The organism is Legionella sp. (genome assembly GCF_047605385.1).
In the GTDB taxonomy this organism is placed as follows: Bacteria; Pseudomonadota; Gammaproteobacteria; order Legionellales; family Legionellaceae; genus Legionella.
Genome location: NZ_JASGFU010000085.1, coordinates 1 through 9,412, shown reverse-complemented (window position 1 = coordinate 9,412; position 9,412 = coordinate 1). Strand labels below are relative to the sequence as shown.

The following is a 9,412-nucleotide window of genomic DNA, read 5'->3' as shown; positions in this document are numbered from 1 at the left end:
CCCCACGCTGCGCGCGGTGGAGAGGGGAAGCCCGGTGAGCTCAATTAAATACCTGAGGAGTTACGATTTTTTCAAAAAATGCTCCTTTTTATTTAAAAATATGTACCAAAAAGTGTGCATAATTATTTCTTGTTTACGCCAAGATACTCGAAGCCAGAGCATTCAACTGTTTTTGATCAGGGTTATTAATACCAACCGCTGCAACTGCTGGTAAATTTAGAAAATACTCCGCATCTTCCCATTCAATTTCAGCTGGGAATAATTTTAAATTGGGTAAGCACTTATTTAAAACAGAACAAAAAGCCAAATTCGCAGGGAAAGGTCGGACATGAGTATAACCAAAGTTCATAGCCGTCATGGCTTCAGAAACAGTCCCTACTCCAGGCAAATAATTTATTGAATAAACAGTCGCTGTTTGGGCAATAGCAGGAAGCAACCCTGGGCTGGTTGCAAAATGTACCCCGGCACGATAACAACTTTCCAATTGCAAAATATCAATAATACCGCCAGCACCAATTTTTATTGAGGGAAATTGAGCGATGGCCTGTTGTAATAACTTGCCATCGGTAGAATTAATTTCTACTAAAGAAAAACCAGAATCAGCGATTTGTTGTAATCGATCAAATAAAAAATTATCAACATCCAATGATATGATTACGGATTGATTGCACAGCAATTTATCTAAGATCATTATAAACCCTGTTTAATATGACGCGATATTACTCCATATTAAACGCAGAAAGAAAACCTGTAAAGTTTAATCTACTTACGATGAATTAAAACATCCAAAATAAAAAAAGCAGCACCTACACAAATGGCGCTATCTGCAATATTAAAGGTAGCAAAGTGATGATATTGATAATAAACATCAATAAAATCAATAACATATCCATAAAACGCGCGATCAATTAAATTACCTACGGCACCACCTAAAATGAGACTAATACCCGCAGACAATAAACATGAATGGCTCGGTACACGGTATAACCAAACGACTAAAACTGTGCTCATGAGTAAACTAAACCCAGCAAAAAACCAACGGTGCCAATCACCTGCTCCATTTAAAAAGCTAAATGCAGCACCAGTATTATATGCCAAGGTAAAATTGAGCATAGGCATCACAGGCATTGGCTTGTAAGGAATTAAAGATGTTCCAGCCCAATATTTGCTCGCCTGGTCACCAATAATAACTAAAATACTCAGCACAAACCAATGCCATTTTTTCATATAAATTGTCTCACTTCATCATGACCGCTAATATTGCTGACACAGCGTAAACAGAGTTCAGGATGTTGTGCATCCTGCCCTACATCAGGACGACGATGCCAACAGCGCGTACACTTCTCATAAGAACTGGGTGCAACTTGAATCGCAACACCACATTCATTAGGAGTTAAGCGTGTAGGAGCAGACTCCAGTGGATGAACAGTAGCACCTGAGGTAATTAATAAAAAGCGTAACTCTTCACTCAAACGCGTTAATTTGGGGAAGACTTTTTCATTCGCGTATAAAGTAACTTCGGCAGCTAAAGCAGAGCCTATCTCACCTTTTTGTCGTGTTTCTTCTAATGATTTATTCACTTCATCACGAATTGTATGTAACTCATCCCATTGCGCCATATCCACTGTATCAATCTTGGGCCAAGCATCATACCAAAGCTCAGTAAAAATTGTTTCATGTGGATAAGCAGGAATGTATTTAGCAATCTCTTCTGCAGTGAATGATAATATAGGTGCTAACCACAAAGTGAATGCTCTAATAATATGATACATCGCTGTTTGACAAGAACGCCGTGCTTTACTTTGTTTGGCTGTAGTATATTGCCGATCTTTAATGAGATCCAGATAAAAACTACCCATATCCACTCCACAGAAATTATGAATTTTCTGATAGATAATATGAAATTGGTAGCTTTCATAAGCCGCAATGATCTCTTCTTGTAAAAGCTGACAACGCTTTATTGCCCACTTATCCAACTCAACCAAATCATGTTCTTGAACCATATCTATTTCAGGATCAAAATCAAACAGATTTGCTAATAAGAAGCGTGCTGTATTACGAATACGACGATAAGCATCGGCATTACGTTTGATAATTTCTTCAGAAATGCTCACCTCATGACGATAATCAGTAGAGGCAACCCAAAGACGTAAAATATCGGCGCCATGCTGATTAACCAACTGATCTAATGCAACATAATTACCTTTAGATTTCGACAGTTTTTTCCCTTCAGCATCCACAGTATAACCATGAGTTAATACTGTTTTATAAGGAGCAACACCATACATGGCAACAGATGTGGTTAACGAAGAGTTAAACCAACCACGATGCTGATCTGAACCTTCGAAATAAATATCTGCAGGGAATACAAGCTCTTTATTGTGCTTCAATACGCAGAAATGAGTTACTCCGGAGTCCAGCCATACATCCATGGTATCATTGATTTTATCGTAAAATGGCGCATCATCACCAAGTAATTCTTCCTTATCCATCTCAAACCAGGCATCAATGCCCGCCTCTTCGATACGGGTTGCAACTATTTCAATAAATTCTAAAGTCTTTGGATGTAGTTCACGAGTAGTACTATGGACAAATAAAGGCATAGGAGTACCCCACGCCCTTTGTCTCGATATACACCAATCAGGTCTATTTTCAACCATTGTACTGATACGTGCTTTACCCCAATCAGGTACCCAATTAACTTGATTAATTTCACTTATAATTGCAGATCGTAACTGGTTTTTATCCATAGAAATAAACCATTGCGGAGTAGCCAGGAAAATCATTGGCGTTTTGTGGCGCCAACAATGTGGGTAACTATGACGAATAGTTTCTTTGGCTAAAAGCACACCATTAACAGTTAAGGCGTCAACAATAGGCTCATTGGCTTTGAATACATGCATACCAGCAAATAATTCAACATCTTCGGCAAAGCAACCATTTGCTTTTATAGGATTAACCAATGGCAGATTATAGGTTTGACCGATTAAATAGTCATCTGGGCCATGAGCTGGTGCAGTATGCACATTTCCAGTACCAGAATCAGTAGTGACATGTCCGCCAAGAATGACTGGGACAGTACGATTATAAAAAGGATGTTTTAATTTTAAATATTCAAATACCTTTCCGTAAGCTGTGCCTTTAATGGTGTATTCACTAATACCGTAACGTGCCATAGTAGATTCAATAAGCTCAGTGGCAATAACAAGGTAAAATGCTCCAGCGTCTATTAAAGAATAATCAACTTCAGGGTGCATACTCACCGCTTCGTTCGCAGGTAAAGACCAAGGTGTGGTTGTCCAAATAGGCACACTGACTTTTTTCTCTTCAGCAATCATATGAAATTTCTCGGTAAATTCTTGCGGATCGACTGCTACAAAAGCTACATCAATTGATAAGGAAGTTTTTTCTTCGTAATCCACTTCAGCCTCAGCCAGAGCAGAACCACATTCGATACACCAATGAACTGGTTTAAAACCTTGTTGCAAATGACCATTCTTGATCATCAGCCCTAACCCACGAACAATATTTGCCTCATAACTAAAATCCATAGTGACATACGGGTTGTACCAGTCACCAAGAACACCCAAACGTTGAAATTCTTCACGTTGAATATCAATTTGGCTGCCTGCGTATTCACGGCATTTCGCACGAAATTCTTTGGCAGTAACCTTATCACCGACACGGCCAATTTTTTTCTCAACATTAAGTTCAATAGGCAAGCCATGGCAGTCCCAACCAGGAACAAAAGGTGCATCAAAGCCACTGAAGGTTTTGGATTTAATGATAATGTCTTTAAGAATTTTATTTAAAGCATGGCCACAGTGCAAATGACCGTTTGCATAAGGAGGACCATCATGCAAAATAAATTTTTTAGCGCCAGCACGTGCCTTACGAATTTGTCCATATACCTTTTTTTCCTGCCATGCAGCCAGTGCTTCTGGCTCACGAGTAGCAAGACTTGCTTTCATTGGAAATAAGGTATTAGGAAGATTTAATGTGTCTTTATATTCTGCCATAACTGCTCACCACTTTGCGAAGTCGTTAAATTGTTGACGAATGCTTTCGCCACCACAATATCATCTTTAATTTGTGCGATTAGAGCTCCCACTGAAGAGAATTTAACCTCATCACGCAACTTGTGCAAGAACATCACTTGCAATAATTCACCATAAATGGATTGATCAAAATCAAATAGATGGACTTCTAAAATGCTTTTGCTGCCATCTATTGTAGGACGTTTCCCAATATTTGCCACACCATACACGATTTGTTGTGATGCAAGACGAACCTGGACTACAAAAACGCCCTGTAAAGGGAGCGATAAACGACGTAATCCGATATTCGCCGTAGGAATACCCCACTCGCGCCCACGTTTATCACCATGCATCACTCGCCCACAAATAGCGTAAGGCCTTCCTAGATAAGTAGATGCACTTTCAAGATCACCTGCTTGTAATGCTGCTCTAATATTTGTGGAGCTAATACGTACTTCCTTCATACAAAAATTAGAATAAACCTGCACATCACAAGCATATTCTGAACCTAAGCGTTTAAGCAAGTTCACATCACCTTCTCTGTTTTTTCCAAAGCGGAAATCCTCACCTACTAAAAGATGTTTGACGTTGAACATCGAAAATAAGTAATGACGTGCAAAATCAGCTGCTGGTGTTTGTGCCAAAATATGGTTAAACATCACACAATAAACGTAATCAATCTGATAGTGACGTAAAATATTCAATTTTTCGCGTAAACTTGACAGTCTAGCAGGTGCTTTATCTTTTTGAAAATATTCTCGTGGTTGTGGTTCAAATAAAATAAGTACTAATGGAAGATTTAATGCATCTGCCTTAGCACGTAAGCTTTTTAATAAATTTTGATGACCTAAATGCACCCCATCAAAATTGCCAATGGTAGCCACGGCACCTTTTGCAAAACTAGAAAAATGTTGAATACCACGCAACAATTTCATTGAATCATTCAATCAGTAAACGAAAACTTCATAGTATACTGCTTTTCTGAGCGGTTGAAAAATGTAAAATGACTTGACGAAGAAGCTATTCTTGAGAGTCCTCACTATGTACGAGGTCCTCTCAAGAACAAGTTGTATCACGTCGACGGTAGGGTTATCTTGCTACGCATTACTATTTGGCGTGCTTTTCATCTACTTTAGAGCGCACAATCAGCACATCACATTGCGCATTATGCAAAATTGAATTTGCAGTAGAACCAAGCAGTAAAGAAAGCCCATGTTTTCCATGGCTTCCAGTAACAATTAAATCAATATTACGCTCTTGGGCAACGCGTAATATTTCATTCTTAGTAGAGCCAAACTCTAAAAATCGATGCTTTGCATCAACTCCTAACTGTTTGGCCAAATCATTAAGTTCTTTTTCAGCCTGTTCACGAATAGACATTTCCACTTCAGCAAATCCTGCAAAGCCGGGATAAGCATAAGCTGGTATAGGCTCAACAACATGAACTAATATTAAATCAGCTCCATTTTCATCAGCAATTTTCTTTGCTTTATGGGCTGCCAACACTCCAACTTCATCAAAGTCGGTCGCAAACAATACCCTCTTATACATCGTTTTCTCCTTAAAATACTGATGTGTCTACTTTAAAGACTAGCAGATTTATAATTAATTGCATGTAGCTGTTTTTGGATAAAACTGGCAGATCAATACAAGAACAATTAAACTATATCGTTGCAATCTGGCAAATAATTTTGCTTTATGGTAGAGTTTATACAACATTAACTTCTTAATTCATGCTTCAATGATCAAAGCTCCTACACCAATCGCCCATCAAATCATTATTCCTGATTTTGTTGATTCCCTATTTAATGAAAAGAGCCGTATGTTTTTAGATAAAGCACTCATTAAATTATTAACGGGGACGCATGGTAGTGATTTTGAAAAACTACTCCCCTCAAAAATGTATTCCATGCGACTTGAAGGAAAAGGTCGGCTATTATTGGCTAAAGGAGTGATTGAACGCATTCCGACGCTGGTTTTAGTGGAATGTTTATTGAACCATGAATACGAACAGTCCAAGTGCATTACCCAATTAACCTCATCTCAATTAACACAGCATATTGAACGCTGTGCTCAAGGAGCAGTGTATGTTGTGAATGCAGAGCATAGTGGACTAATACCCTGCAAAAGCGAAAAAACAACGCATCAGTTGGTTGAATATGGAGAACACTTTATTGCTGCTACTAAAGAACAGCAGAAGGTGCTTGGTACTACGTATGAGGAACAGACCCCCGTACTTTTTGGCGAAGCCGGTTCAGGCAAAACATTGGTATTAATGCAACGTATGGTGACTTTAGCAAGGATACTGGCCACCGATGAACATGCAACACGTCGGATATGGGTCATTGTACCTCATGTTCCATTACAACGTCACATACAACAAGAATGGGAAAATCATTCGGTGTATCGTGAAATTGAGCACAATAAGCGATTTAATCCAGTGCATATAGTCACGCCAGATGCCTTGTATCGACATCTGGATGGCATTCCACAGGAGATTCAGAGTAGAGATTATCATGATTTTTTGCATTGGCTTTCAAAGGAAGCCTTTGAGCGTATTCAAGCCATTGCAAGAGTAAGCCGTTTGCAAGTTTATCAGGAGCTCTGTATTCTTAATGGGCTTAAGATACTACATCCTACCGAAGATGCAGCAGCACTTTATGCACGCCCCGAATTCGGTTCGGTGCTCCTGGAGTCCGAAGACAAACACCGTACCGCTCAAGAGTTATTGGCATTACAACAACAGTATCAGGCCCACCTGGTAGCACATCAAGGCTTTGACCCTTATCTATATCAGCCTCGAACAAGCCTCCCCGAAGAAGATTACCTATTTATCGATGAGGCACAGAACGTTCCTCCAGGAGTGTTGCCTTCTGCAGCAGCATTGATTGCGATGAATGACAGTCAGAGTATTTGTTTTAAACGTCGCGTCAATGAGATATTTTTGACGTTGATAGGCAAAGGAAAAATAACGTATCAGACGCTTTCTGGCAGTCATCGCTGTCCAAAGTTTCCCATTACCCTGGCAGAACGAGTCGATTCTTTGGTCACTCATTATATTAGCCCGAAACGAAAGCAAGCACGTACCAGTAATCCATTAACCTCATGCAATGCAACGAACGGTTTCGTCTGTTTTTCTGAAGGAACTACAAAAGATATTCACTTTCTAAAGCAGATAGTACTCGAACCCGATACAGCGGTCGTGTATTTAACCGACGCATCAAAGCAAGCCTTTGATGCCCTAGGGATTACTCCTTTATGCGCCTTCACTAAAGACAATCCTATTTTAGGTTTAGAGTTTAAACGGATTATTGTTGCCTTTCCCTTTGACTCAACACACGCAAGGCTTAATTCGTTAATTCGACAAGAGAAAACCGGCACTTCAGCACCTTCATTTCATGCCAATGAAAGCTCAGAATTGGAACTGTATTTCAATAAATTCAAAGCGGCGCTTACCCGAGCGACAGAAACAGTCATCATCGTGCAGACACCAACTCATGATGCACACGCACTGCTTGATTTTTTTAAAGAGACGCCGCATGTAGTGTGGGCGCCCTTACAGACGATAGACATGGAGGAGGAAGAACGCCGCACACTCTTGTATCAGCAAGCATGCGATTTGTACCGCCAAGGACACGTGGAAATGTCTTTGGATATCATTGCCTATTTGGGACAGGATGGTGAAGAATTTAAACTAAAGATGAATCCAGATCCTGCGATCAGAACTCCTTTACAGCCCATTATTACACCTCAACCAGCTTTGGAATCCAAGACCAAATCGCCCAGCAATATTAAAGCTGCTACCCAACCATCAGACCAAGCATTATCGCAGCAATCTTCTTCCTCAAACATAAAAGCGAATCATCATTCGTTAAACAAGACAAACACACCATTAAGTCAAAATCTCAGCGACTATGTAGAAAAATTTCTTAATAAGGTATCAAAAGATAATGTAAAACCATTATTACTACATAAACACGCCGCAACCATGCTGTTTCATCATCAAATGAATAATGGGTGTTGTCTCTTTCTTAATCTGTGTTTTAATGAAAAACTCTATATACTGCAGCAAACTATTGAAAATAAGGAATGCCGTGAAGCACTTATGGCAGCTATAGCAACGATTTCTAATGAAGATTATTTCGTGCAATTAGTGCTTAGGATGGAACTACATGTCGATCATCCTAAACTATTGACAGTCGCCAAGCTGCGCCAGAAAGGATTGGATGTATTGTTTAACGACAGCAGTCTTCTCGTGCAGTACCAAAAAGCAGTGCACTTATACCGGATGCATCACAAGAAACTCATTGAGATTAAACCAAAAGAAATAATACGCCAATACTGTTCTAAAGAAGGAATCCTCTCCCCTCTTTTTCTCCATGTCCTCGCATCAGATAGCGCACGATGGACCAAATTTTTCTCTACCCAAAAAAACGCCTTCATTAAAGAAGCATTAACAGCCGCGTTTACTCAACAAAGTACTGGAGCAAAGACTCAACTCAATCCTATTTTTGCTTGTTTGATGGACACCGATGAAGGCCGAAAGTGGGTACATCAAAAAATGAACATCATCGCGCCTTTACTAACCACAGAAGCATTATTTACACCGCAAAATGGTAACAGTACGAGTCCTTTTTATTGGCTATGTGTAACATTTGAAGGCCGTGAGCTACTTAAAAAACATTGGATGGATTTTAAACAGAATCTATGTAGTGAAGGGTTGTTTGCGCAAGTAACCGCTGAAGGACCTGATAAGGACAAAAGTCCTTTTTATTTGCTATGTGAAACACCTGAAGGTCGTACCTTACTTACAGAGCATTGGGAGGATTTTAAACCGCATCTCAATAGTGAAGGGTTGTTTGCCCAGATAACTGGTGAAGGACCTGATAAAGGTAAAAGCCCTTTTTATTGGCTATGTGCAACACCTGAAGGCCAGACCTTACTTACAAAGCATTGGGAAGATTTTAAACTGCATCTCCGTAGTAAAGGGTTGTTTGCCCAGGTAACTGCTGAAGGACTTTTTAAAGGTCAAAGTCCTTTTTATTTTCTATGTGTAACACCTGAAGGTCAGACCTTACTTACAGAGCATTGGGATAATTTTAAACTGCATCTCAGTAGTGAGGGGTTGTTTGCCCAGGTAACTGGTGAAGGACCTTTTAAAGGTATAAGTCCTTTTTATTTGCTATGTGCAACACCTGAAGGCCAGACCTTACTTACAAAGCATTGGGGGGATTTTAAACTGCATCTCCGTAGTAAAGGGTTGTTTGCCCAGGTAACTGCTGAAAGACCTTTTAAAGGTCAAAGTCCTTTTTATTCGCTGTGTGTAACATTTGAAGGCCGTGAGCTACTTAAAAAACATTGGATGGATTTTAAAC

At 39.7% G+C, this 9,412-nt stretch carries 6 protein-coding genes; 1 reads left to right on the top strand and 5 read right to left on the bottom strand.

Annotated features, from left to right (window positions below):
• Nucleotides 1-133 precede the first annotated feature (133 nt).
• From QM652_RS12990 to QM652_RS12970, 5 genes are all read right to left on the bottom strand, one after another.
• The gene (locus QM652_RS12990) at nt 134-691 is read right to left on the bottom strand and encodes a multidrug DMT transporter permease (protein WP_415076484.1); all 558 of its coding nucleotides are present in this window, start codon (nt 689-691) and stop codon (nt 134-136) included.
• A 71-nt stretch (nt 692-762) separates the two neighbouring features.
• Nucleotides 763-1,227, bottom strand: a complete 465-nt coding sequence (gene lspA, locus QM652_RS12985) for a signal peptidase II (protein WP_415076482.1) — start codon at nt 1,225-1,227, stop codon at nt 763-765.
• Nucleotides 1,224-4,019: an isoleucine--tRNA ligase gene (gene ileS / locus QM652_RS12980; protein WP_415076480.1), complete on the bottom strand. Its 2,796-nt coding sequence runs from the start codon at nt 4,017-4,019 to the stop codon at nt 1,224-1,226. The genes lspA and ileS overlap by 4 nt, the downstream gene beginning before the upstream one ends.
• The gene (gene ribF / locus QM652_RS12975) at nt 3,995-4,972 is read right to left on the bottom strand and encodes a bifunctional riboflavin kinase/FAD synthetase (protein ID WP_415076478.1); all 978 of its coding nucleotides are present in this window, start codon (nt 4,970-4,972) and stop codon (nt 3,995-3,997) included. Before ribF ends, ileS begins: the two co-directional genes overlap by 25 nt.
• 172 nt (nt 4,973-5,144) lie before the next feature.
• Nucleotides 5,145-5,588, bottom strand: a complete 444-nt coding sequence (locus QM652_RS12970) for a universal stress protein (protein WP_415076476.1) — start codon at nt 5,586-5,588, stop codon at nt 5,145-5,147.
• 190 nt (nt 5,589-5,778) lie between these two features.
• Here QM652_RS12970 and QM652_RS12965 point away from each other — a divergent pair.
• Nucleotides 5,779-9,412, top strand: a 3,634-nt coding sequence (locus QM652_RS12965) for a hypothetical protein (protein WP_415076474.1), incomplete at its 3' end; no start/stop codon positions are given.